The organism is Variovorax sp. efr-133-TYG-130 (assembly GCF_030208835.1).
Taxonomy (GTDB): Bacteria; Pseudomonadota; Gammaproteobacteria; order Burkholderiales; family Burkholderiaceae_C; genus Variovorax.
This window is the reverse complement of the sequence record NZ_JARVTD010000021.1, coordinates 1-21,849: the sequence shown is the minus strand read 5'-3', so window position 1 is coordinate 21,849 and position 21,849 is coordinate 1. Positions and strand designations below refer to the sequence as shown.

Here is a 21,849-nt window from a genome sequence, read left to right as displayed (position 1 = left end):
CTCAGGCCTCCATCGCCTGCTCCGGCGCGCTCTCGCCCAGGCGCAACAGCCTTTTCTCGACGATGCGCGTCTTCAGCAGCTTGTGAACCTTGGGATGGCAAGGCAAAGCGCTGTGCCAGACCAGCGAAACACGCATCACCGCCGGCTCGAGGATCACCGTGTGCAACTGCGGTCGCTCATGCAGTACCTGCGTGCCGTCGGAGAAGAAGGTTTCGAAGCCCAGCAGCACGCGCGGCAGCGTGAAGCGGATATCGGACTGCTGCGCCAGATGCACCATCAACACCGGCTCTCCACCCACCAGAAACTGCGGCGCCTGCTGATCCCCCGGCGCGCACTGGTAATGCCGATCATCGAAATCCACCGGCAGCAACGGCATCCGGTCCCGCTGCCAAGCCTCGTCATACGTCCCCGCAAACCCCGCGCGCGGCTGCCAGTGATTGCACAGCGGTCCGAACCCCGCAGGCTCCGGTCTGTCGCTCCACGCCCGCACGCATTGGTCCGGATACTCGATGTTCGGCAGCCGCACGCCTTCCGCATGCGCCGCTTCCAGCACAAAGCCGGTGCCCACCGGGTTGCGCACGTCGAACTGCGGCAACGGCGCGTCGCGCGTCCACGGGTCGATGCCGCCATATGCGCGCTCCCACACCAGCGGCATGGTGCTGAAAGGCTCGGGCTCCGATGGCGCGCCGCCCAGCCACACGCGGTCGCCGGTCACGCGCAGGCGCTTGGCGATCGGGCCGACGCGCAGGCCCACGTCGAGCTGCGTCACGGGCACGCCGCCGGGCGCATGCGCGTTGCCGATCAGCAGCACGTCGGTCGTCTGCTTGGTGCGCACCAGGTCCATCTCGTAGAGCAGGCTGGGCCGGGGCGCGGCCTCGTCGACGAAGACGGGCGCCTGCGCGACGGGTGGCTGTTCGGTGGCAACGCGCGTCTGGCCATCGGGCGAGACATCGAAGCTGCACTTCACCGCCACGAGCCAGATCTCCGCGCCGTCGCGGTCGCGCACCCAGGTGCGTTCGGCGGCGTAGGGTGTGCGGTTGTCGAGCTGCCACATGGCGGGTGCCTCGTTCGTCAGTTGATGCCCACGTAGGCACCCTTGACGCGGTTGGCGCCGCGCGAGCGCGTGAGCACGTAGTTGCCGTTGATCAGCACCTTGCCCGCGCGCGTGAGCACGATGCTGGCGTCGCCGCAGCGCAGTTCGATGCGCTCGCGCCCCTGCAGCACGACGCGCTCGCCGTCCACGCGCGCGTCGAGCACGGGCGGTGTCTCTTTGCGCGGCGGCTGCACACGCCCGACGATGACCGGGCGCCGCACCTCGCCCTGCTCGAAGGCCACGACGATGGCCGCACCGGCATCGCCGGGCGCCAGGCCTACCGTGGAGAGCGCCTGCACCGGCGCCATGCCTTCGCCCAGCGTGACGAGGAAGCGCCCCTCGGCATCGAAGCCGGCGAAGGCGGCCACCGCCACGCCCTGGCCCGGCAGCTTGGACCAGGCCGCCACGCTGTGCAGCACGCTGCGCGCGCTCCGGAGATCGGTGTGGTGTTCCACGGCTCAGTCCTCCCCCAGGTTGGAGCCCTTGATCTTGATCGAGCCGCCGGCCTTGAACGACGCGGTGCCGTCGGCCTTGATGGTGATCTTGGCGCCCTTGATGGTGATGCCGCTGGCGTTCATGACGATCTTGCTGCCGCCCGCCTTGAGCATGATGGTGGGCGCCTCGACCATGCAGATCGCGCCCGCCTTGATCTTGATCGGCCCCTTCGATGTCTCGGCGATCACCGCCGCCGAGAGCTTGTGCGGGCCGCCGACCGTGATCGACTGCAGCGCGCCCACGTTGACCTTCTGCACGCCGCCCACGCTCACCATCTGCGCACCGCCCACCGACACGGTCTGCACGCCGCCCACGTTGATGGCCTCGCCCGCGCCCACGCTGTGCATGCGGCCCGCGCCCACGGTGTGCGCCTCGGCCACCGAGATGGTGGTGGTCTGCATGCCGTTGACGGTGTGGCTGCGCCCGCCGGTCACGGTCACGGTCTCGCCGCCGTTCACGGTCTCGGTGCGATGCCCGGTGATGGTGATGGTCTCGGTGCCGCCCACGGTCTCGCCGCGGTTGGAGCCTATGGAGATGGTCTGGTTGACGCCCACGTGCTGCGTCTGGTTGTTGCCCACGCTCTCCGAGTCGTCCACGTCGATGGTGTCGGTGCGGCTGTTGTGCACGGTGGTCGTCTGGTTGTGCTCCACCGTGGTGTTCATGTCGTACTGGCCGTGGATGGTCACCTTCTCCTTGCCGGCGGTGTCGTCCATCGACAGTTCGTTGTAGCCCTTGCCCTTGTGCGTGTTCGACTTGATGCCGCTCACCACGGCGCCGCCCGGCAGGCCGAAGGGCGCCATCGATTCGCCGTTGTAGAAGCGCCCGACGATGATGGGCTGGTCGGGGTCGCCGTCCAGGAAATCGACGATCACTTCCTGGCCGATGCGCGGAATGCTGACCGCGCCCCAGCTCTTGCCGGCCCAGGGGTGCGACACGCGCACCCAGCATGAGCTGTTCTCGTCGTTCTTGCCGTAGCGGTCCCAGTGGAACTGCACCTTCACCCGGCCGTGCTCCTCGGTCCAGATCTGCTCGCCGCTGCGGCCCGTGACGATGGCGCTCTGGGGGCCGGGCATGGTCACGCGCGGCGTCAGGCGCGGCGGGCGCCAGGGCGTGTTCAGCGGAATCACCGTGAGCAGGAAGCTGCTGCTCGCGCGCTGGCCGGTGCTCAGCGCGGGCGTCTGCGCGATCAGGTCGCCCACCAGTTCGCCCAGCCCGGTGTTGACGGGGTCGTCGGCCAGCGCGTCGTGCAGCACCGCGTCGATCGAGCGCCGGCTCTCGGGGAAGTTGGCGCCCTCGTAGCCGGGGTGGCTCGCGACGAAGGTGCACGCCGCGATCAGGTAGTCGCCGTCGCGCTTGCCGTCGGGGTCGCCCTTGAAGGCGAAGCTGCGCCCGGCGGTCACGTCGGGCCAGCCGGTCAGTGCCCAGTGGCGCTGGCGCCGGCCGATGAGTTCGTCGAGCCGCAGCTGCGCGAGGTTGTCGGTGTCGTCGCCCGACTGATAGCCGCCCGGGAACTCGAACACTTCGAGGTCCGACAGTTCGTGCGTGTCGGGGTCGCCCTTGTCGGCGCGCAGCTGCTTGCTGATGACCTTGAAGTCCCGGTCGCGCGACGCGAACTTGCCCGATTCGAACTGGCGCGAGCTGATCCAGCGCGTGATCTCGTTGAAGCGCCCTTCCGATGCGCCGCGCTGCACGTGGTTCAGCGTGTCGGCGGCGGGCAGCTTCTCGTGCGCCAGCGTGCTGGTGTCCGAAAGGTAGAGCATGCCCGGCGCGTCGTGCGCGTCGAACCAGTAGTAGATGCCCTCTTCTTCCAGAAGGCGCGAAAGAAACTGGTAATCGCTCTCGCGGTATTGCACGCAGTACACGTGGGGCTCATGCGGGCCGACCACGCCGCCCGCCTTGAGCTTCTTGAGGCTGCCGACCGGGCTGTCGTCGAGCACCGCATCGATCACGCCCAGCACCGGCTTGTTCTGCAGGATGCGCGCGTTGACGCGCTTGCTCAGCAGCCAGAACCACGAGCGCAGGCTGATGCGGTATTCGAGGAAACGCCCGCTCTGTGCCACGCGCGTGAAGCGCACCGCATGCCCCTGGCAGTGCCGCTTGTGGGTGCCGCCGTCGGCATCGGCGAACTCGATCGCGACGTCGAAGGAGCGGCCCAGCACGTCCGCGGCTTCGATGCTTTCGTTGTCGGTCAGCACGGTGAGCTCGTAGGCCGAAGGGCGCGCCAGCACCTCGTGGCCCACGATGCGCCAGAACATGAGCTTGTCGACTACGGGCGAATCGCCCTGGATGCTGAACTTGTGATCGGCCATGCCTTGCGCCCCTTTTCTTTCGTTCCCCTCCCGAATCGCACCGCCGGCCCGCCCATGCGGCGGCGTAGCCCTATGGCGCCAGCAGCAGCACCAGCGGCTGGCTCGGCACCGTGCGCACGCCAGGGCAGTTGGTGCTGTTCTGCAGCGACGTGCTGGTGAGCCGCGACGCGGGCATGCCCATCCACAGCACCGTGAAGGCGCCGGTGAGATGGCGGCTCGGCCCCATCACCGTGCCCGAGGCAACGCCCAGCATCACGCCCGCGTTGTCGCCGTTGGTCATGGGAATGGTGGTGCCGAGGTTGTGCGCCGGCCCGCCCATGATGAGGATCGTGGGGCAGTTCGGAATCGCCATCGGCCCCATCGCGATGTTCGGATACGGCACCGGAATGGGCGACGGCGCGGCGGGCGTGATGCAGACATCGGGAAAGCCCATGTCGGTGCCCATCAGCTGGCAGTTGGCGAACATTTCTTTTCTCTCCCCTTGCCGCTTCAACCGAAGTGGATCTGCGCGCCGCGCGCCTTGACGAGCTCGCGGCCGTTGACCAGCGTGTGCTCGCCTTCGAGCCGCAGCAGCTGCTTCGCCTCGCACTCCAGGTGCGTGGCCGCCACGCGGTCGATGCCGTCGGTGGTGCGCAGGTAGTGTTTGCTGAAGTGCTGCACGCGGTCCATCACCGACGACAGCACCGAGCCGACCAGCTTGATGCCGGTGCCCACCACGGTGAGCTGGCGGCCGACGACGTCGGCGGTGTCGGTGGCCAGGCGGGTGCGCCGGGTGGCCACGTCGAGCTCTTCGGCCGCGAGTTCGAGCCGGCCGCCTTCCACGGCGATGCGCATGTCGTTGCCTTCGCAGCTGACGACGTTGGCGGTGCCCTCCTCGCGCTGCAGCACGGCCATGACCCAGACTTCGTCGGGGGCGATGCGCAGGCAGGCGACGCTGTCGCCGGCGGCGGGTTCGAGCAGGCAGCTCGCCGCGCGCCGCGTGCGAAGCCGCAGGCCGCCGCTGTCGACGACGAGCGCCCCGACCTCGTCGCGGCCGAGCACGCCGACGCACCACTGGCCGGTGATGGCCTGGGCGGACGCCGGTTTCAGGCTGCTTGTCTTCATGGTGTGTTCCTCCGTTGCTTGGCTTCGATGTGGGGTCATGCGACCAGCGGCTGCCAGCGCTCGGACTTCTCCAGCTCCGGGTCGCTCTCGATGGCGCGTGCGCGGTCGGTCATCTGCGCGTCCTGCGTATTGGCGCCATGCAGCACGGTGCGCATCAGCGTGGCGCGGCGCAGGTCGGCGGTGCCGAGGTCGGCATGGCGGAAATCGGCATAGGTGAGTTCGGCGCCCGTGAAGTTGGCGCCGCGCAGCTTCGCGCCCGCGAAGTGCGTCTGGTACAGGTCGCAGCCCGAGAAGTCGGCCTGCGGCAGCGTGGCCCCGGTGAACAGCGCCTGCCTCAGCTGCGCGCCGGAGAAGTCGCAACCGGTGCCACCCGCCTCGCAGAAGATCGCCGAGGGCGCCACCGCCTTCGCGAACTTCGCGCCATCGAGCCGCGCGGCCTGGAAGTTGCACTGCCGCAGCACGATGCCGCTGAAGTCCGCGCCGCCCAGGTCGGCGGACGAGAACTGGCAGCCCTCCAGCGCCAGCCCCGCGAACGACATGCCCTTCAGCGAGGTCTTGAAGAACACGTTGCGCAGCATGCGCGCGCCGGTCCATGTGAGGTGGGACAGGTCGCACTCGTTCACCGTGGTGTAGTGCCAGCTGGTGTCGTCCGCGCACACGTCCAGCAGCACCGACTGGCTGAGCACGGCCGAGTCGAGTTGCGCGCCGCGCAGTACCGCATGGTCGAGCCGGCACTTCGCGACGGTGGCCATGGTGAGCACGCTGCCGGCCAGCTGCGCGTGCGTCAGGTCGCATTCGGTGAACACGGCGCCGTGCAGGTTGGCCTCGCGCAGGTCGACGTGGTCGAGCAGGCAGCGGTTGAACACGGCCTTGCGAAGGTTCGCGCCGGAGACGAGCGCGCCGCGCAGGTCGCACTGGTCGAACACGGTCTCGCGCAGGTCTGCCGCGCGCAGGTCTGCTTCGGCAAGGTTGACCCTGGAGAACACGCCGCCGCCCAGCGGCAGCTTCGCGAACTGGCCCTTGCGCAGGTCGAGGCCTTCCAGCGTCTCTCCGACGCCGACGGCAATGGCGAGCAGTTGGGGTGTCATGCCGCAGCCTGCTGTTCAGGGGTGAGCCGGGGCCAGGTGCGCGCACGCTGGAGCAACGCGCCGTCGAAGCTGGTCGAGCCGTCGAGCCGCACGCGGCTCAGGTCGGCGCCGAAGAGGTTGCTGCGCCGCAGGTCGGCGCCGCGCAGGTCGGCCGACTGGAACACCGCGTCGCTGAAGTTCACGCCCGACAGCAGCGCTCCGGTGCACACGGCCTTGCGCATCAGCACGCCCTTGGCGCTGGCCAGCCGCAGGTCGGCCCCCTCGAGCCGCGCGTCGCAGAGGTTGGCGCCGTCGAGCACGGCACGCACCAGCTTCGCGCCGCGCAGGTCGGAGGCGCCGAAGTTGAAGTTGCGCAGGTCGGCCAGGCCCATCTCGGCATCGGCGAGGCTGGTGCCCTTCACGGCCACGGCACCGGCGCACTTCGCGCCCATGAGCCGGGCGGCATCGAGCTTGCAGGTGACGAAGGTGGCGGCTGCGAGCGTGGCTTCGTGCATGTCCACGCCCGTGAGGTCGCATTCGATGAAGTTGCAGGCCGACAGGTCGGCCTCGGGCCAGCGCATGCCCTTGAGGTCGAGCTTGTGGAAGACCTGGCCCGCGAGCAGCGCGCCGGTCCAGTCCGCCTCGCCCCAGGTGGTGTCGAGCAGCCGGGCTTTCGTGAAGTTGGCGCGCCGCATCTGCGTGCCGCCGAAGGCGCAATGCATGAGCGTGGCCTGCGAGAAATCGCAGCCGTCGAACACGCCGCGCGCGAGCCGCGCCTTGCCGAGGTTGGCCTCGCGAAAGCCGGCGCCGATGGCGATGGCGCCTTCGAGGTTCGCATGCGCGAGCACCGCCCCCGAAAAAATGGCGCCCGAGAGGTTGGCGTTGCTGAAGTCGGCGCTCTCCAGCCATGCGCCTTCGAAGTTCACCTCGCGCAGGTCGAGGCCCGAGAAGTCGGCACCCGTGAAATCGGCGCGCGGGAACAGCCTGATGCCGGCCGCGATGGCGCGCGTCATTTCCGCGCGCAATGCCGCCGCCACATCGGCCGTCATCGCAAAGGCCGGCGGCTGCACATGCGCGGACTGCAGGTAGCCCTTGCGCTGCACTTCCTCGAGCTCGCAGAGCCTGCCGAACATCGGCATCAGGTCGACCTTGCGGGTGCTGCCTGCCGCCTGCGCCTGCATCTCGGCCAGGTGCTTCTCGGCGCTGTAGAGCGGCGGGCCGCGGTGCTGCACCTTGGCAAGGTCGATGCGGTGCTGCTGCGCCGCTTCCAGCGCGTTCTCGAGCACGGTCACGGCGTCTTCGACGGCGGCCCAGCCCTGGGCGTCGGCCTCCTTCATCTTCTTCTCGAGGTACGGGGGCAGCGCGTCGCCCACCGGCACCTTCTCGCGCGGCGGCATCCTGATGCCGAGCGCGTCGGGGTCCTTGCCCATTTCCACGGCCTTGTCGCGCGCGAACTCGACGTCCATCTCGGCCCGGCGGTATTGCGCCTCGCCCTGCAGGCCGTCCATGCCGAACGGCGCCTGGGCGGCTTCCACGTCGGGGTCGAGCGTGCCGATGCCTTCGGGCAGCAGGTCGCTGTCGATGATGGCGTAAACGGGGCCCATCTTCGGGTCGGCGCGTCTGGCGGCGGCTTCGAGGTAGTGCGCGTCGCTGCGCGGCTCGCCGGTGCGCTCCACCGCGCCCATCAGGCTGGCCACATCGGAGCCGTCGTCGGTGCCGACCTCGGCCAGCCCCTGGAAGATCGCGATGCAGCGCTCCGCGTGCGGGAAGAACCACACGGTGGTCAGCCGCAGCGGCACTTCGCGCACCTTGGGCTCGCTGCTGCCGGCGATCCTGTAGCCGACGAAAACGCGCGCGCGCAGGCCCGGCAGGCGGCCTTCGATGCGCGGCTTCTGCGGGTGCATGTTGTCGAAGGCGAAGGCCTCGTCGCCGGCGAGCGGCGCGGCCATCCACTGGTCGGGAGGCGCGAGGTTGAAGTAGCGCCAGTCGGTGTCGGGCGCAAAGCCCGGCGCATGCAGCTTCAGGTAGTCGGCGTCGTAGGTGCCGCGGTATTGCGCGCGCTGCGGATGCATCAGGTCGAGCGCGCCGAAGCCGGCCGGCGCGATGGCCTGGTCGGGCCGCAGCAGGCGGTCTTGCGGCAGCTCGGTGTTGGGCAGCCACAGGACGCCGTCGCGCGCCTGCCGGCCCCGGCCTTGCGGGTTCTGCGCGAAATCGGCGCCGCCGTAGGCGGCGGCCCAGTCGAGCGGCAGCGACTCGAAGGGCCGCGGCGCGCTGGCGCGCGTGCCCTCCCAGTGCCGCTCGCCGAAGACGAGCAGCGTCTTCTCGCACGCGCCGAAGCGCGCGCGCACCGCGCAGGCTTCGGGCCGGCCGGGCGGCGCGAAGGCCTTGCCGTGCACCAGGAACTCGGGCGTGAGCTTGGCAACGCCTTCGTCGATCAGCGGCTGCGCCATTTCCTTCGCCAGAAAGGACCACATCGACTGCTCGGCCCACAGCGTGCCGCGCTCGCCCTGCGCGAACGGCAGGTGCAGGTACGCGCTGACGCTGAGTCCGAACCGCTTGCGAAACTCGATGGGCCGCGTCGAGAGGCCGAGCGCCTGGGGCTTGAGGACTTGCATTCGGCGCCCCGGCTAGTCGCCTTCGGGCTCGCGCTCTTCGGGCGGCCGGGCCGAGCCGTCGGGCTCGACGGCGTTGTTGACCTTGCCCAGGTCGGCGGTGCCGCTGGGGTCGCTGGAAAAGACCTCCGCGAGCGGCAGCCCCAGGCCCATGACCGGCACCAGCCCGAGGATGGCGTCGGTGCGCCGGTTGCGGGCCTTGCCCGCCAGCGCCCGCAGCCGGTCTTCCAGGCTGTGCAGGCCTTCGGCATGCGCGTCGTCGGCGGCCTTGCCCAGGGCATCGGCCGCATCGGCGTACTGCTTGAGCGTGGCGCCGATGTCCACGTAGGCCGAGGCGGCGCCCGCCACCGCGGCCAGTCCGCCGGCCACCGCGGCTGCCCCGGCGCCCGCGCCGCCGGCCCCCGGCGTGAAGGTGTGCAGCGCCGATTGCTTGACATCCATCGCCACCGCCGCGATGTCGGGCGCCGCGCAGTTGGTGAGCTTCACGCCCGCGGTGTTCTCGATGTTCACGCCCAGCACGTTGGCCATGGCCAGCGCCAGCGCGTTCTCGATGCTCATGCCGATGAAGGTCGAGCGGGTCACGCCCATGTTGGCTTCGCTGTTGGTGCCGATGTAGCCGCTCGAATTGGAGCCCAGCACCGTGGTGTTCGAGCCGATGGAGGTGGCGTTGATGTCGCCCACCGCCATCATCTCGATCTTGGTGTTGCTCACCAGCTTGATCTTGTCGGCCATCAGCCCCAGCGGGCCGCTGGGCACGGTGATGTACTTGGAGCTCGCGCCCGTCACCAGCCAGTCGATGTGGCCGGCCTCGAAGCTCATCTTCGCCGCCTTGTAGGTGAGGTTGCCGCTGACCGTGATGGTCTGGTTGCCGGTCACGTTGCGGGTTTCGCCGGCGCGCGAGGTGTCGGTGCGCGCGCCGGTCACGTCGCTCAGGCTGGTGCCCGTGACCATGGTCTTGTCGTCGGCGTCGACGAAGGTGGTGCGGTTGCCCACCACCTGGTTGTTCTGGTTGCCCTTGACGGTGTTCTTCTGGTCGACCACCACCATGTTGGTGTCGTTGCGCGTGACGGTGCTCTTGCGGTCGCGGTCGACCAGGCTGGTCTGGTCGCGCTTGACGGTGACGGTCTGGTCGCGGTCGATGGTGGTCGAGTCGTCGCGCTCCACGCTGCGGCTCATGTCGAGCTCGGCGTGGATGTTGATGTTCTCCTCGCCCTTCTTGTCCTCGAACATGATCTCGTTGTAGTTCGCGGGACCGCCGCCGGGCGTGGAGCGGGTCTTGAAGCCGCTCTGCGTGGGCGACTTGTACGGAATGGGCTGCTCGTCGTTGTAGACGCGCCCGACGATGACCGGCCGGTCGGGGTCACCGTTGAGGAAATCGACGATCACCTCCTGCCCGATGCGCGGAATGAAATAGCCGCCCCAGCCCTTGCCGCCCCAGGGCTGCGACACGCGCACCCAGCAGGTCGACTTCTCGTTGCTCTCGTCGTAGCGGTCCCAGTGGAAGTGCACCTTCACGCGGCCGTGGTCGTCCACGTGCAGTTCGTCGCCCTTGGGCCCGACCACGATGGCGGTCTGCGGGCCCGGCATGACCGGGCGCGGCGTGAGGCGCGGCGCGCGGAACGGCCGCTCGGCGGGCATCACGGTGAGCAGGAAGGCGCTGGCGCCGGTCTGTCCGGCCACCATCGCGGGCGTGGCGGCGATCAGGTCCTCGAGCACCTGCAGCGTGTCGGCGTTGACGGCGTCGTCGCGCAGCACCTCGGCCAGCGCCGCCTGCACCGGCCGCGCGGCCGAGCCTGCGCTCACGCCCTCGTAGCCGCGATGGCTGGCGACGAAGGTGCAGGCGGCGATGATGTAGTCGCCGTTGCGCGTGCCGTCGGGGTCGCCCTCGAACTTGAAGCTGCGGCCGGCGGCGGCGTCGGGCCACGGCGTCAGCGCCCAGTGGCGATCGCGGCGCGCATTGAGTTCGTCGCCGCGCAGCTTGGCGCGGCTTTCCCCGTCGTCGCCGGTGAAGTAGCCGCCGGGGAACTCGAACATCTCGAGCGTGGCCAGTTCGTGTTCGTCCGACGCATCGATGTCGGCGCCGAGCTTTTTCTTGATGGCCTTGAAGTCGCTGTCGCGTGACGCATGCTTGCCGGTGTCGAACTGCCGCCCGCTCACCCAGCGCGACACTTCGTTGAAGCGCGCCTCGGCCGCGTCGGTGGGCATGTGGTGCAGCGTGTCGTTGGCGGGCAGCTTCTCGTGGGCGATGTCGCTGGCGTCCGACAGATGCATGGTGCCGGGGGCATCGTGCGCGTCGAACCAGTAGTACACGCCCTCGTCCTCCAGCAGGCGCGAGAGGAATCCGTAGTCGCTTTCCTGGTGCTGCACGCAGTAGCGGCGGGGGTTGTGGGTGCCGATGACGTTGTCGGCCCTGGTTTTCTTGAAGCGCTTGATGGGGCTGTCCTCGAACACGGCGTCGAGCACTTCGAGCACTTTCTTTTCCTGCAGGATGCGCGAGTTCCTGCGCTTGGTGAGCAGCCAGAACCAGGAGCGCAGGGCGATGCGGTATTCGTAGTGCCGTCCCACGTGGCCGGTGCGCACGAAGCGCACGGCATGGCCCTGGCAGTGGCGCTCGTGGGTTCCGCCGTCCGCGTCCTTGAATTCGATGACGACGTCGAATGCGCGCCCGAGGATGTCCTTGGCGTCGATGGCCTTGTTCTTCGACAGCACCGTGAGTTCGTAGGCCGACGGGCGCGCGAGTGCTTCGTGGCCGACGATGCGCCAGAACATCAGGTCGTCCTTGGCGGGGGAGTCGGTCTCTATGCGGAACTCGTTGTCGGCCATCTTTTTCTCTTTTGGTCTTTTTTTAAAGCGCTTGTTTGGGGGTGCGTGCACAGGGCACCGGGTACTCCCCTCCGCGAATGTCCCCCGGGCTTCGCCCTCCTCCTTTATTTCGCTGCGGGGAGCACCCGGCGCCCTGTGCACAACGAGCGCTGCCGTTGTGTCGTTCGATCAACCAGTGCTCTGAACAACGCTCACGCCGGCGGGGTGCCTTGCGCAGCAAAATAAAGGGGGAGGCCGCAGGCCGGAGGACATTCGCGGAGCAAGGCACCCCGCCGGCGTGAGCGCGCCCCGAACAACCAACACCCGAAGCCGAAAAGCAGATAGTCATTTCAGTCAAAGGCATAAGTGAAGTCAGCGTCCTTCACATCCAGCGCCACCCGCCGGATCTCGCCACCCGAAGCCAGCCGCTGCAGGTACTCGACAGAGATCGTTGGCAGAACGGTGTTGGTGAGGATCGCGTCGATCACCCGCCCGCCCGACTCCGGGTCCTGGCAACGCGCCACCACCTGGTCGACCACCGCGTCGCTGTAGTCGAAAGGCACGCCGTGGTTGGCTTCCACGCGCTTCTTGATCCGGCCCAGCTGCAGCCGCACGATCTTCTTCATCATTTCCGGCGAGAGCGGGTAATAGGGAATGGTGACGATGCGCCCCAGCAGCGCGGGCGGAAACACCTTCATCAGCGGCGCCTTCAGCGCATCGGCCAGCGCGTTGGAATCGGGCAGCAGTTCCGGGTCGCGGCACATGCTCATCACCAGCTCGCTGCCCGCGTTGGTGGTCAGCAGGATGATGGTGTTCTTGAAATCGATCATGCGGCCCTCGCCGTCTTCCATCCAGCCCTTGTCGAACACCTGGAAGAAGATCTCGTGCACGTCGGGGTGGGCCTTCTCCACCTCGTCGAGCAGCACCACGCTGTAGGGCCGGCGGCGCACCGCCTCGGTCAGGATGCCGCCCTCGCCGTAGCCCACGTAGCCCGGCGGCGCGCCCTTGAGCGTGGAGACGGTGTGCGCCTCCTGGAACTCGCTCATGTTGATGGTGATGATGTTCTGCTCGCCGCCGTACAGCGCCTCGGCCAGCGCCAGCGCGGTCTCGGTCTTGCCCACGCCGGAGGTGCCGCAGAGCATGAACACGCCGATGGGCTTCTGCGGGTTGTCCAGCCGCGCGCGCGAGGTCTGGATGCGGCGCGCAATCATCTCCAGCCCGTGCTTCTGGCCGATCACGCGCTGGTTGAGCGTGTCGGCGAGCTTGAGCACCGCCTCGACTTCGTTCTTGACCATGCGGCCGACGGGAATGCCGGTCCAGTCGGCCACGACCGAGGCCACGGCCTGTTCGTCGACCGAAGGCAGGATGAGCGGCGACTCGCCCTGCACCGCCTGAATCCTGGCTTGCAGTTCGTGCAGCTCCGCCAGCAGCGCAGCCCGGTCTTCGCCCCCGGCGCCCGGCGCATCCACCGGCTTGTTGCCCGCCCGCAGCTTCGCACGCAACTCCAGCAGCCGATCGACCAGCCCCTTCTCCTCCTGCCAGCGCGCGTTCAGCGCATCGAGCTGCACCTTCGACTCGGCCAGCAGCGCGGCAACCTGCGCCGCCCGCTTCGTCACATCGATGCCGATGGCCTCTTCGCGGCCGATGATCTCCTGCTCGACCGTGAGCCCCTCGATGCGGCGCATGCAGTCTTCCACCTCGGGCGGCGTCGCGTGCTGCGACACCGCCACGCGCGCGCAGGCGGTGTCGAGCAGGCTCACGGCCTTGTCGGGCAACTGGCGCGCGGGAATGTAGCGGTGGCTCAGCTTCACCGCCGCCTCGATGGCTTCGTCGAGCAGCTGCACGCGATGGTGCTTCTCCAGCACGCTGGCCACGCCGCGCAACATGAAGATGGCCTTGGTCTCGTCGGGCTCGGGCACCTGCACCACCTGGAAGCGCCGCGTGAGTGCCGGGTCTTTCTCGATGTACTTCTTGTACTCGGCCCAGGTGGTGGCGCCGATGGTGCGCAGGTTGCCGCGCGCCAGTGCGGGCTTCAGCAGGTTGGCCGCATCGCCGGTGCCGGCTGCGCCGCCGGCACCCACCAGCGTGTGGATCTCGTCGATGAACAGGATGATGGGCGTGGGCGAGCTCTGCACCTCGTCGATCACCTGGCGCAGCCGCTGCTCGAACTCGCCCTTCATGCTCGCGCCGGCCTGCAGCAGGCCGATGTCGAGCGTGAGCAGCTTCACGTCCTTCAGCTGCGGCGGCACGTCGCCGCGCGCCAGCCGCTGCGCGAAGCCTTCGACCACCGCCGTCTTGCCCACGCCGGCCTCGCCGGTGAGCAGCGGGTTGTTCTGGCGCCGGCGCATGAGGATGTCGACGATCTGGCGGATCTCTTCGTCGCGGCCCGTCACCGGGTCCATCTCGCCCTTCTTGGCCTTCTCGGTGAGGTCGACCGCGAACTTCTTCAGCGCGTCGCCCTTGCCCATGGCGGCCGGCGCCATCGCGCCGGAATCTTCGCCCGGCGCGCCGCTGCCCATGCCGGTGCCGTCCTGCGCGCGCATCTGCGCCTCGGGCGATGCGTCGCAGATCTTCGCGAAGTTGTCGGCCAGGTCCTCGACCTTCACTTTCTCGAACTGCTTCGACAGGCCGAACAGCGGATTGCGCAGGCTCTGCGTCTTGAGCATGCCCACCAGCAGGTAGCCGGTGCGCACCTGCGCCTCGCCGAACTGCAGGGTGGCATAGGTCCACGCGCGCTCGATGGCGTTCTCGATGTGCGGGGAGAAATCGCTGATGGCGGTGGCGCCGCGCGGCAGGCGGTCGAGCGCGGCTGTCATGTCCTTGGCGATGACCGACACGTCCAGGCCGTAGTGCTGGATCACGCGGTGCAGGTCGGAGTCCTGCGCCTGCAGCAGCTGCGCGAACCAGTGCTCCAGCTCCACGTACGGGTTGCCGCGCATCTTGCAGAACACGGTGGCGCCTTCGATGGCCTTGTAGGCCAGCGAATTGAGCTTGCCGAAAAGCGCGGTGCGGCTGATTTCACTCATGGGGAACTCCGTATCTCTTCTGAACGAATGAAGATGGGTTTATTGAAAGACGCGCTGGCTGCTGCCGATGCGCACGTCCGCCGCATTCCTTGAACGGGCCGACTGCCCGAGCCACGACACCCAGCCCAGGCGCGGGCTGTTGCCCTTGGCGCCGCCCAGCCGCGTGGGTGGCACCTGCTGCTTCTCGAGCACCAGTTCGGCGTCCCACTCGAGCTCGTCGCCGAGCAGTTGCTGCATCCAGCGCTGCAGCACCGGCCGTGCATCGCCGGTCGGCAGGAACATGCGGTACTGCGCCAGCGTGAGCGGGCCCAGGTGCAGGCGCACGCGATGCTGCCGGTCCCACGCGCGGGTGCCCAGCATCGCGCCCATGCCCATCGAGCGCGAGCTCTCGCCCTGCCCCAGCCGCGTGAGTTCTCCGGCCGGCAGGCTCATCCAGTGGCCGACCCAGCGCTCCAGCTTCACCGGCACGCCGAAGTAGCTGCACAGCACCGACTCCACGCTCTCCACGTTGTGCACGCGCCGCGCGAGCCAGCCCGAGAAGTGCAGCCGCGCGTCGTCGTGAATCTCGTCGCGCCCCACGCGCCCCGGCGTGCCGATGCCGACCAGCGCGCCCACCTGCAGCCGGAAGCGGTCTTCGCCCGGGCGGTCCAGCGCCACGGCGGGCCGCGACTGCGCCCATGCGCGATAGAAGTGCAGCGAGAAGCGGTGCGAAAAGCTGTCGAGAAACGCCAGCCACGTCGGGTCGCCGTGATTCAGGCTGCGTTCGCGGATGAAGTCGCTCAGGTGCACCGGCAGCGGCCCGTTGGGCCCGATGTAGCCGAAGAACTGCTGGCGCAGGCGCGGCGGCGAATGCGCGGTCGCGGGCTCGAAGCGGCTGAAGCTCGCCGGCGCGAACGACAGCGACGGCTCCTGCCCCACGCGCACCGGCTCCGCGCCGGGCAGCAGTGCGCGGCCCCAGCGCGGCGTGGTCCTGGCGACCGATTCCAGCCGGCGCATCACGGCAAAGTAATCGAAGGCCCACGGCTCGGCCGACCACTCGCGCAGCGCGGCATCGACGCGCGTGCTCACAGGATCTGTCGCGTCCCGCACAGCGGCCTCCAGCGCATGGTCTCGCCCTTGCCCGCAATGCGCAGCACGGTCTCGACGAAATGATTGACCTCCACATGGCGCGCCAGAAAGCGCGCGAGCACGGCGCCGAACAGGAACACGCTGTGGCCGTGGAAGGCGTCCTTGTCGACCTCGAGCGTCACCTCCAGCCCGCGGCCGAAGGCGATCGGGCCCTTCAGCGGCAGGCGCCGTGCCACCGGCTTGCTCTTCACCGACAGCAGCCCGCGCACCTGGCCCTGGCGCATCTCGTCGGCATGCACCGCATAGAGCATCAGCGTTTCGCGCAGCGCGGCGGCGCCCTGCTCGGGCGTGCTGTCGGACAGCGACAGGTAGTTGATCGCAAGGTGGTCGACCACGCGCCAGCCCAGCCCCTGGCTCACCACCGGCGACACCGGCCGCGAGGGTCCGCGCACCATGCGCACGCGCTGCACGGGGAATGAATCGACGCAGTCGAAGTCGTTGTCGCGGCCCAGCGGCATCAGCAGGGGCAGGTCGCGGTTGGTGCACAGCGCCGTCACCGCGAGCTGGCGCAGCGCGGCCGAGTACGGCGCCTGCTGCGGATCGACGATCTGCATGTAGACCTCGGAGCCGATGTGGCTGCTGCGGTTGCCTTCGGTGCGCTGCCGCACCGACAGCATGCGCGGCTCGCGCGTGGTCGTGAAGTAGGCGGGGTGGCTGAGGCGGCTGCCGTGGAAGGCCGAGTAGAACGGCCTGAAAGGCTGCTCGGCCGCCACGGCTTCGGCGCCGGGCGCGCCGTGGCCGATGACTTCGGTGACGGTGTGCACCTCGAAGTCCTGCGGCCGCGTGCGGTCGGGCACCAGGTGGAACTGGCTCACGCCCTCGTTCAGGGCCACGCGGTCGAGCCGCTTGGTGAACAGGTTGATGGCGGGCACGCAGTGCAGCTGCACGTTGTCGGCACTCACCAGCTTCTCGAGCGCCGCATCGCCGCGCGAGAACAGCAGCACGATCTCCACGTCGGCCACCGGCATCGCGGCCAGCACGTCCTTCAGGCCGCCGATGCGCGCGAACTGGAAGCGCTGCGGAAACGCAAAGTACTCCTGCAGCAACCGAAAACCCGAAAAGCCGGTGGCCGTGACGGGCAGCAGTGCCTCGTCTTCCTCGAAGCCGACCGCGCCGATGGCGCTGGCCGGCAGGCTGTGCGCCGTGCCCTGCAACGCACCGGACGGCGACAGCGGCCGCACCAGCACGCCCGCCGGCTGGCCCAGCGCGCATTCGTGCAGTTGCCAGGCCACGTCTTCCGCGCCGCTGAAATGCAGCACCAGTTCGTCGAGCGCGATCTGGTCGAAGCGGAGCCCCGCCGTCGCATGCAGCGCGATGCGCAGGCCGCCGCGAATGGCGCGCGACTGCGGATGCGTGTTCAGCGGCAGGTCGGGCGCATAGGTGAAGTACTGCGCACGCTGCACCTCCACCGGCCACACGCGCAGCGCGCTCGCGGTGCGGAACTCGCAGTGCGTGTTCTGCCCCACGGCCTGCCGCGCACGCAGCCCGCTGCCGCGCGGCAATGTGGGCCCGTTCGCAAGGTTCGCATCGTCCGGGTCGGGAACGAAAGACACGACCACCATCGCCGGCGTGGGCGCAAGAAAGTGCGGATAGACGATGTCGAGCAGGTGGCCGGTGAAGCGCGGGTACTCGGCATCGAGCTTCAGCCCCACGCGCGCCGACAGGAATGCGGTGGCCTCGATGAGCCGCTCCACGTACGGGTCGGCCACCTCCTGCCCCTCGATGCCCAGGCGGTGCGCGATCTTCGGGAATGCGCGCGCGAACTCCGAGGCGCTCTCGCGGAAGTAGCGCAGCTCCTGTTCGTACAGGCTCAGCAGCCGAGGGTCCATGTGCGCTACTCCGGGAAGGCGGCCGCCGCCGGGCCGCCCCAAGGCGAGCCGCGCCTCCCCCTCGGGGGGTGGCGAATTACACGCAGCGCAGCGAAGTGAAAAGCCGGGGGGCTCATAGTTTCTGCGCCATGTCCACGATCTCGATGCGGCCCTCTTCCAGGTCAACGCGGCTTCGCATCAGGAACTCCAGCGGTACGGGCTGTGCCCACAGCATGCCGCGTATCTGCAGGCCGATGCTGTTGTGGGAGTCCAGTGCCGGGCCTTCCATGACGAGTTCAACTTCGAGAGTGCGGGACAAAATGCGCGGCTCGAACTGCAGGATTGCGTTCTTCAAAGCCTGTTCCATGCTGACACGCTGCACCGACGAGGTGAACTGGCCAGACAGCATAGGCAATCCGTAATTGATGACCGAGCGTGCCGCGTTCGGGTACTGCCTGTCGTCCATCGAGAGGCCGTAGCCGGTGGCGTTGAAGAGCCAGCCCAGGTCGCGCAGCACGGCCTGCCGCAGCGCCTGCTTGGTGAGGGTGCGCTTCTCGTCGCTCTCCTTCTTCTCGTCGGGCGCATGGTCGACGAGGCGGTCGAGCAGCGAGGGCTGCAGCCGCTCCTGCGCGGTGAGCTCAGCCATCGGCGTCGCCTTGTCCGGCAGCCGGCGTGAAGAGGATTTCGCGCACGTCCATCAGCGCACGCTCGCTGCCGTCGCTGCTGCCCAGCACGCGCTGGCCGTGGCCGGCCCACACCTCGGGCCGCAGTTCGCGCCACTCGGTCTTGCGCGCGAGAAGCAGCTCGCCGTCCTCGGTCTTCTCGGTGCCTTCGTAGCGCGTGGGAATCAGCGCGAGCGTTTCGCCGCCGTTCTCGAACTGCAGGTGCGCGGGCATCCATACGCAGTCGCGCAGGTCCTCCGGCGGCTCGATCCTGATGTGCGCAAGGCGCGCATACGGAACCCAGTAGTACTTGCCGTTGACGAAGGCCTCGAGCACCGGGCCCAGTCGCATGTCGGCGTCGGCCAGCCATTCGAAGGGCGTGCCGTCGATGGTGCCGCCGATGGCCGGCGCGCCGTCGAAGGCGCGCTGGCGCAGGTCCTCGGCCAGATCGCTTTCGCCGCGGCCCTGCCGCAGCAGCGACTCGATGAGCAACGCCAGCCATTCGTCGGGCTGGCCGAAGATCATCGGCGTGCGCTTGCCCGCGAACACGTCGGCGCGCAGGCCCTCGCAGCGCACGGCGTCGCCGTAGACCTGCTTCATGGGCACGGCCAGCGCGTCGAGTTCGGCGGCCACGGTGAGCTGGTTCAGCGCGCGCTCCCACTGGCCCAGCACGCACAGCAGCTGCGCCATGAACACGCGGTGCTTGCTGTCGGCGGGCCTGGCGCGCACGTCGTCGCTCAGGGCCTTGAGGGCGGCCGCGGGGTCTGCGGCCTTGATGAGTTCGGCGGCGGTCGTCATGTATGCGGCTCCTGTGGCGTGTGCGCGCTCAGGCGCGCGTGAACTGGCATTCGCGCACCGCGCCGCGCGCGCCGGTGGTCTTCTGCGGCGCCGACTTGACCTTGGCCGTGCGGTAGCTGATGGAGATCAGCTCCGACGGCACGCCCCACTGCGCGCCGGAGTTGAGCACCAGCCGGCAGATGCGCGCGTTCTCCAGCGCCAGTTCGAAGGTGGCCTGCGCCTCGGTCGAACGCTGGTCGCCGCCGGACTTGAAGACGCTGATGACGACCTTCAGGTCTTTCTCCTGCGCGCGCAGCAGGCTCGCGATGGTGGCGGTGGCCGCGTCGCTGCGGCGCGCGACGATCAGGTTGTTGGGCACCACCTGGTTCTGCGCCGAGGACTCGGGCACCTGCACCGACCAGTAGTAGCCGCCGATGTTCAGCCGCGCCTTGCCGTCGTCGAAGGCGCGCTCGAGTTCGCCCTCGACCGCCGCGCCCTTGTTCTCGATCATCATGACCAGGTCGGTGTCGGCCGAGCCGGTGCCGATCAGTTCGTAGAACCGCCGGGCGTCTTCAGGGCTCCAGGAGCCGTCTTCTGCAAATGCCATGTCACCTCCGGGTGATTTGGAAAAAAATTCGAACCGGCGTCACGGCCGGGCTCCGTCGGCGGGCGCGCCGCCGTTCCTGCGCAGCAGGGCCGCGAACACCTGCCGCTCGCGATCACCGGTGCCGGCCGGCGGCTGGCCGCCGCGCACGCGCACTTCCGACAGTTCCGCCTGCGCCGACGCCACGCCGAACAGGCGCGGCGCGCTGTAGGGCGCGGCGGGCACGGCCATGACGAGCAGGCGCGCGTCGCCCGGCGCATCGAGCCAGGGCAGATCGAAGCGGCGGGCCGAGGGTTGCTCCGGCGTGCCGCGCTTGAAGCGGTTGGTCTCGCCCGAGGCGTCGGGGTACACCGGCTGCAGGTTGCCGCGGCCGTCGATGCCGGCGACGACCAGGTCGATCGAACGGCCGCTGGTGTTGCGCACGTTCAGCCGCAGGCGCTCGCCGGGGCGCAGCGCGGGCAGCGCACCCGAGGTCTCGTCAACGGAAGCGCTGCGCAGCAGCCGGTCGCCGCTCCAGATTTCGAGCGCGGCGTCGAAGCCGTCGAGCCGGCCGTCCTTGCCGTAGTCCTGCAGCCGGGCAAGCCACTTGAGCTGCGCCAGCGACTGCAGGCGGCGGCGCAGCGCGGCGGTGTCGGGCAGCACGACGGTGGAGAGCGTGGCGCCGAACAGCGGTGCCAGCAGTTCGATGCGTTGGCCGGAAGGGCCGAGGTCGGTCCAGCGCACGTCGGCGGGCGAAGCATCGTCGGCCGGGCGGATCGCGGCGGGGTAGTCCAGGCTCAGGCCGGCGGGCAAGGGCTTGTCGGCGCGCACGCGCAGGGCGGTCGCGGCCGGTTCGCCGACCGGCGTGACGCTCCAGAAGGCCGCGCCCGACACATCCTTCAGCGCCGAGGGCACGGCAAGGCCCGCGACGCCGGGCGCGACCTGCGCAAGCGTCGCCGGCGCGGCTCGCACGGTGCCGTCCTCGAGCGCCGCGAGCACACGCACCTCCTGCTGCGGCACGAGGCCGTCGAGCAGGCCCGCCTTCAGGGCCAGGCTGTCGCCGGTGCGCTGCGCGCGCCACACGGGCCGCGTGGATGCGGGCGCGCCGCTGTTGGCGAACAGCGGCGCATCGAGGTTGCCTTCGGCCACCGGCGACGGCAGCTCGCGCGTGGGAAAGCGCTGCGCGAGTTCATCGATGACCGGTGGATAGAGCGCGAGCACGCCGTCGAACAGTTCGCGCCAGGTGGCGGGCTTGCGCGACAGCGCCTCCACCACGGCCCAGGTCAGCAGGCCCTGCGGCCGGGCGTCGCGCGAATCGCGCGCGTTGCGTGCCTTGCGGGGCAGGCGCAGTTCGGGCGTGATCTGGTGGCTCTCGGACGCGAAGAAGGCGACATAGCGGGCACGCGGCACGGCGTCGGCCGGAGCGGGTGCGGCCATGCCGGAGCGCACGGGCGCATTGCCCCCCGCAAGCTGCGTCGCGCGCAGGCCGCGCCAGCGCACCTCGTCGTCGGCCGGGCCTTCGGCCGTGGCCGGCGCATCGGCGGTGCCGCGCGTCATCGAGTTGGCGGCGCAGGTGTCGAACACCGAGGCGATGAAGACGTTCTTCGCGAGGAAGGCCTGGATCCAGCCGTCGAAGTCGGCGTCGCGCAGGTCGCCGGTCAGCGTGCTGTCGCTGCCGAGCGTGCCGCGCACGTCGCGCGCGAGGAAGTTCTCGGACAGGCCGTCGGGCTCCTGGTAGCGCTTGGCCACGTCGCGCAGGCGGGTGCCGTGGCCGGAGAAATACAGCAACACAAAGTCGCCGCTCCTCGACTGCGCGAGCAGCCGCGCGAGCGCATCGTGAATGGCCTGCGAGTCGGGCAAGGCAGCACCGCTCACGCCGTCTGCCAGCACGGTGATGTCGGCCGCGCCGAAGCCCTGCCTGAGCAGCGCGTCGCGCATGAGCATCACGTCGTTGCGCGGCGCCTGCAGCCACAGGGCCTGCGGCTGGTTGACGAGTTCGGAGACGCCGACGAGCAAGGCGCGCTGGGTGGCGAATGCGAGGCTGCCGCAGAGGAGCAGCCAAAGCACCAGCAGTGCCTGCAGCCAGCGCAGTTGCCTTGCTCCTTCCCCCTCTGGGGGAAGGCTGGGATGGGGGCGGGCAGAGCGCTCGTTGGATACACCGCTTGCCCCCACCCCTGCCCTCCCCCAGAGGGGGAGGGAGAAATACGAATGCGCGCTGCGCGGTGTCACTGCCGCTCCCGCGCCGGCCCGGCCGATTCGAGTTGTCTTGCTCCTTCCCCCTCTGGGGGAAGGCTGGGATGGGGGCGGGCAGAGCGCCCATTGGGTACGCCGCTTGCCCCCACCCCTGCCCTCCCCCGGAAGGGGAGGGAGAAAGCCGATTCGA

General features: G+C 69.3%; 15 protein-coding genes. All 15 read right to left on the bottom strand.

What is annotated here, in order from left to right:
- Position 1 precedes the first annotated feature (1 nt).
- The 15 genes from QRN67_RS18750 to QRN67_RS18680 all read right to left on the bottom strand — a co-directional run bounded on the left by QRN67_RS18750 (position 2) and on the right by QRN67_RS18680 (position 21,533).
- Positions 2-1,054, bottom strand: coding sequence for a DUF2169 family type VI secretion system accessory protein (locus QRN67_RS18750; RefSeq protein ID WP_285413071.1), 1,053 nt, complete (start codon positions 1,052-1,054; stop codon positions 2-4).
- 17 nt (positions 1,055-1,071) lie between these two features.
- The gene (locus QRN67_RS18745; protein WP_285413070.1) at positions 1,072-1,548 is read right to left on the bottom strand and encodes a DUF6484 domain-containing protein; all 477 of its coding nucleotides are present in this window, start codon (positions 1,546-1,548) and stop codon (positions 1,072-1,074) included.
- Positions 1,549-1,551: 3 nt separating this feature from the next.
- Positions 1,552-3,897: a type VI secretion system Vgr family protein gene (locus QRN67_RS18740; protein WP_285413069.1), complete on the bottom strand. Its 2,346-nt coding sequence runs from the start codon at positions 3,895-3,897 to the stop codon at positions 1,552-1,554.
- Between the two features lie 70 nt (positions 3,898-3,967).
- Positions 3,968-4,363, bottom strand: coding sequence for a DUF4150 domain-containing protein (locus tag QRN67_RS18735; RefSeq protein ID WP_081268481.1), 396 nt, complete (start codon positions 4,361-4,363; stop codon positions 3,968-3,970).
- A 23-nt stretch (positions 4,364-4,386) separates the two neighbouring features.
- Positions 4,387-5,001: a DUF3540 domain-containing protein gene (locus tag QRN67_RS18730; RefSeq protein WP_106935903.1), complete on the bottom strand. Its 615-nt coding sequence runs from the start codon at positions 4,999-5,001 to the stop codon at positions 4,387-4,389.
- Between the two features lie 35 nt (positions 5,002-5,036).
- A complete protein-coding gene (locus QRN67_RS18725) occupies positions 5,037-6,089 on the bottom strand; it encodes a pentapeptide repeat-containing protein (protein WP_081268483.1) in 1,053 nt (350 codons plus the stop codon).
- Entirely contained in the window at positions 6,086-8,683 is a 2,598-nt protein-coding gene (locus QRN67_RS18720; RefSeq protein ID WP_285413068.1) for a DUF2169 family type VI secretion system accessory protein, read from the bottom strand. Before QRN67_RS18720 ends, QRN67_RS18725 begins: the two co-directional genes overlap by 4 nt.
- A 12-nt stretch (positions 8,684-8,695) precedes the next feature.
- Positions 8,696-11,503: a type VI secretion system Vgr family protein gene (locus tag QRN67_RS18715; protein ID WP_285413067.1), complete on the bottom strand. Its 2,808-nt coding sequence runs from the start codon at positions 11,501-11,503 to the stop codon at positions 8,696-8,698.
- A 329-nt stretch (positions 11,504-11,832) separates the two neighbouring features.
- Positions 11,833-14,508 carry a type VI secretion system ATPase TssH gene (gene tssH / locus QRN67_RS18710; protein ID WP_285413066.1) on the bottom strand — a complete coding sequence of 892 codons (2,676 nt, stop codon included), beginning with the start codon at positions 14,506-14,508 and terminating at the stop codon, positions 11,833-11,835.
- A 39-nt stretch (positions 14,509-14,547) separates the two neighbouring features.
- Entirely contained in the window at positions 14,548-15,576 is a 1,029-nt protein-coding gene (gene tssG, locus QRN67_RS18705; RefSeq protein ID WP_234382123.1) for a type VI secretion system baseplate subunit TssG, read from the bottom strand.
- Positions 15,573-17,465: a type VI secretion system baseplate subunit TssF gene (tssF, locus tag QRN67_RS18700; protein WP_285413064.1), complete on the bottom strand. Its 1,893-nt coding sequence runs from the start codon at positions 17,463-17,465 to the stop codon at positions 15,573-15,575. Before tssF ends, tssG begins: the two co-directional genes overlap by 4 nt.
- Before the next feature lie 112 nt (positions 17,466-17,577).
- On the bottom strand, positions 17,578-18,090 hold the full coding sequence (tssE, locus tag QRN67_RS18695) for a type VI secretion system baseplate subunit TssE (RefSeq protein ID WP_081271174.1): 513 nt from the start codon (positions 18,088-18,090) through the stop codon (positions 17,578-17,580).
- On the bottom strand, positions 18,083-18,904 hold the full coding sequence (locus QRN67_RS18690; RefSeq protein ID WP_081271175.1) for a type VI secretion system accessory protein TagJ: 822 nt from the start codon (positions 18,902-18,904) through the stop codon (positions 18,083-18,085). Before QRN67_RS18690 ends, tssE begins: the two co-directional genes overlap by 8 nt.
- A 28-nt stretch (positions 18,905-18,932) precedes the next feature.
- Positions 18,933-19,490 carry a type VI secretion system tube protein Hcp gene (locus QRN67_RS18685; RefSeq protein WP_081271176.1) on the bottom strand — a complete coding sequence of 186 codons (558 nt, stop codon included), beginning with the start codon at positions 19,488-19,490 and terminating at the stop codon, positions 18,933-18,935.
- A gap of 39 nt (positions 19,491-19,529) precedes the next feature.
- Positions 19,530-21,533: a caspase family protein gene (locus QRN67_RS18680; protein WP_285413062.1), complete on the bottom strand. Its 2,004-nt coding sequence runs from the start codon at positions 21,531-21,533 to the stop codon at positions 19,530-19,532.
- Positions 21,534-21,849 lie beyond the last annotated feature (316 nt).

Excerpts from the sequence above, each read along its gene's own strand:
- QRN67_RS18740 (WP_285413069.1), bottom strand. The coding sequence starts at position 3,897 with ATGGCCGATCACAAGTTCAGCATCCAGGGCGATTCGCCCGTAGTCGAC.
- tssF (WP_285413064.1), bottom strand. The coding sequence starts at position 17,465 with ATGGACCCTCGGCTGCTGAGCCTGTACGAACAGGAGCTGCGCTACTTC.
- QRN67_RS18685 (WP_081271176.1), bottom strand. The coding sequence starts at position 19,490 with ATGGCATTTGCAGAAGACGGCTCCTGGAGCCCTGAAGACGCCCGGCGG.
- QRN67_RS18750 (WP_285413071.1), bottom strand. The coding sequence starts at position 1,054 with ATGTGGCAGCTCGACAACCGCACACCCTACGCCGCCGAACGCACCTGG.
- QRN67_RS18730 (WP_106935903.1), bottom strand. The coding sequence starts at position 5,001 with ATGAAGACAAGCAGCCTGAAACCGGCGTCCGCCCAGGCCATCACCGGC.
- QRN67_RS18715 (WP_285413067.1), bottom strand. The coding sequence starts at position 11,503 with ATGGCCGACAACGAGTTCCGCATAGAGACCGACTCCCCCGCCAAGGAC.
- QRN67_RS18725 (WP_081268483.1), bottom strand. The coding sequence starts at position 6,089 with ATGACACCCCAACTGCTCGCCATTGCCGTCGGCGTCGGAGAGACGCTG.
- tssE (WP_081271174.1), bottom strand. The coding sequence starts at position 18,090 with ATGGCTGAGCTCACCGCGCAGGAGCGGCTGCAGCCCTCGCTGCTCGAC.
- QRN67_RS18735 (WP_081268481.1), bottom strand. The coding sequence starts at position 4,363 with ATGTTCGCCAACTGCCAGCTGATGGGCACCGACATGGGCTTTCCCGAT.
- QRN67_RS18720 (WP_285413068.1), bottom strand. The coding sequence starts at position 8,683 with ATGCAAGTCCTCAAGCCCCAGGCGCTCGGCCTCTCGACGCGGCCCATC.
- tssH (WP_285413066.1), bottom strand. The coding sequence starts at position 14,508 with ATGAGTGAAATCAGCCGCACCGCGCTTTTCGGCAAGCTCAATTCGCTG.
- QRN67_RS18690 (WP_081271175.1), bottom strand. The coding sequence starts at position 18,904 with ATGACGACCGCCGCCGAACTCATCAAGGCCGCAGACCCCGCGGCCGCC.